This is a genomic window from Labrenzia sp. R5_0 (genome assembly GCF_017743835.1).
Lineage (GTDB): Bacteria > Pseudomonadota > Alphaproteobacteria > Rhizobiales > Stappiaceae > Roseibium > Roseibium algicola.
Window position 1 is genome coordinate 1 of sequence record NZ_JAGHRK010000023.1, and the last position, 2,493, is coordinate 2,493.

Here is a 2,493-nt window from a genome sequence, read left to right on the forward strand (position 1 = left end):
TCAGGGAGAAGATGCTGGCGCAATGAGTGAACGCCCCCTACCCTTGCAATCCGCAGAAGTCGCACTTCAAGTATCGCTCACAAGCCATTTAGTAATGCGACACTTGGGCCAGTTAGAGATGCGACACTTCCCGTCCGTCTGACGCTGGTCAATGTCAACGTTGGAAGGAAGACTGGCTTCGACACGCCTGAGCGCTGACGGAGCCGTAATGTCTTTGATCACCATGTCGCAACATGAACTAAACCGGCTGGAAGCCATCCAGAAGATTCGAGATAGCCGATTGAGTGTCGTCGACGCTGCCCGGTTGCTGAGCCTCAGTCGAAGCCAGGTCCATCGTCTCTTACAGGCTTACGACCGCGACGGCGTCGAGGGTCTTGTCTCCCGCAAGCGTGGCCGTCCCAGCAATCGGCGTCACAGTGACGAGTTTCGCAATGCCGTCCTCGACCTGGTGCGAGAGCGTTATCACGACTTCGGTCCGACCCTGGCTCGTGAGAAGCTGCTCGAGCTTCATCAGATTGCCGTCGGCAAGGAGACCTTGCGCCAATGGATGACAGAAGCCGGTATTTGGACATCGCGGCGCGAACGCAAGCAGCGGATCTTTCAGCCGCGCGGCCGGCGCGATTGTTTTGGAGAACTCATACAGATCGACGGTTCGCATCACTGGTGGTTCGAGAACCGCGGTCCCAAATGCGCCTTGCTCGTCTACATCGACGACGCGACCGGCAAGCTGCTTCATCTGCGGTTCGCGCTCTCCGAGAACACCTTCGACTACCTCCAGGCAACCAAGGCGTATCTGGAGCATTGGGGAAAGCCGCTTGCATTCTACAGCGACAAGCACGGGGTTTTTCGAACCACCCATGCCTCCGAGACGGACCGGACCAGCGGGCTGACGCAGTTCGGCCGCGCTCTTTACGAACTCAACATCGATATCATCTGCGCCAACACCCCACAGGCCAAAGGACGCGTTGAACGCGCCAACCGAACTCTTCAGGACCGGCTGGTGAAGGAACTGCGTTTGCGCAGTATCAACACGCTTGAAGAGGCCAACGCCTTCGCACCGGAGTTCATCTCGGATTTCAACGCCCGTTTTGGCAAGGAACCGCGCAACCCGAAGGATATGCATCGTCCCTTGGCCGCTCATGAGAACCTGGATGGCGCCATGTGCCGGAAAGAAGTCCGCACGGTGTCACAGGCTCTGACGCTACGCTATGAGAAGGTGATTTTCATCCTGGATCCGACGGACTACGCCAAGACCCTGCCCCGCCAGAAGGTGATCGTCTGCGACTATCCCGATGGCCGGCTGGAGATCATGCATGAAGGCACAATTCTTCCCTATCGAGCCTTTGATACATTGCGCTCAGTTCATAGAAGCCCAGTGGTCGAGAACAAACGTCTGGACGATATTCTTTCGATTGTGGCTGAGATGCAGGACGGGCGCGAGCAACAACGGCGGAGGCAGCATGGTCCGAGCCGCCAAGGGCAAAAGGATCATATGTTCGGCATCCCGGATGGCAGCGTGAGCAACGGCTACCAGAAGCGCGGTCGCAAACCTGGTCGACGGACGGATTTCACGAATGATCCCGAGGTCAATGCTAAGAGGCAGAAGGCATTGGCGAGAATCGCTGCATGTGATTGATCGTTCGTTTAAAAGTAGATTTTTATTGCGTGTCTTCTATACCGATAGCAGTGAGGCTCGGTGCTATGATTGATATGTTTTCACCAAGTGCAGTAAAACGTGATCCTCCAGATATTGAGTTAGTCAAAGAAGTTACGCTGCAACAATTTTCGAATTGGCTAATGCGACATTTTGGAGCGCTGCCGCAACATCTTGTGGAGCCTATTCGTGATTTGACAACGCTTATGAGGGGACTTGCTCCGATTTATGAAGAACTGCGTGATGGCGACAGTTTATGGCTGTGTCGAAGCCGTGTAATTGGCCCGCTTCATGGACATGAAGGTATCGCTCTCGTTCGCGACAAACAGCCAGTAATCTACATTCGAATAATACAACGCTAAAGCACTCACCTAGCCTCAAAGGATAGCAGGACCTTATACGGGCTACCGTCTTAACGTTGCGACCACCCGCCCCCTCACCTCCCTTGCAACCCGGCCCAGCCGGTCGGATCGGGGGCTGACCGCTTCACCAACCTTCAAAGTCTGACTGTCGCATTTCTATCAGGCTGAACCTGTCGCGTCCCTATTCGGCTTTGACAAGTGATGTGGATTGGGAGCCCTCCACCTTCCCAGCAACAAATGTCACCTATCGGGCTTTCTCACCACCGCTCAAGCGCTGGACCTTGGCTGTGTTGGCTAGTCGAGGTCATTGCAGATAGCTTGCAGAGCTTTGGCTTGCGTTCCATCGGTGTCGTAAGCATCCGGCGTAGACCGCGGTGCGGTCAGTTTCCGATCAATGTTGTTGGTTCTGGCTCTTTGCGAAGCCCGCTTTGCCGAGTGCTCGGCGCCGAGCGAGCTTGGCGATGCGCTGGTTGATCA

General features: G+C 55.4%; 2 protein-coding genes. Both read left to right on the forward strand.

What is annotated here, in order from left to right; translation table 11 throughout:
- The first annotated feature begins 208 nt into the window (after nucleotides 1-208).
- Nucleotides 209-1,636, forward strand: a complete 1,428-nt coding sequence (locus tag J7447_RS31125; protein ID WP_209171778.1) for an ISNCY family transposase — start codon at nucleotides 209-211, stop codon at nucleotides 1,634-1,636.
- A 65-nt stretch (nucleotides 1,637-1,701) separates the two neighbouring features.
- The gene (locus J7447_RS31130) at nucleotides 1,702-2,016 is read left to right on the forward strand and encodes a hypothetical protein (protein ID WP_152506522.1); all 315 of its coding nucleotides are present in this window, start codon (nucleotides 1,702-1,704) and stop codon (nucleotides 2,014-2,016) included.
- Nucleotides 2,017-2,493: the final 477 nt, after the last annotated feature.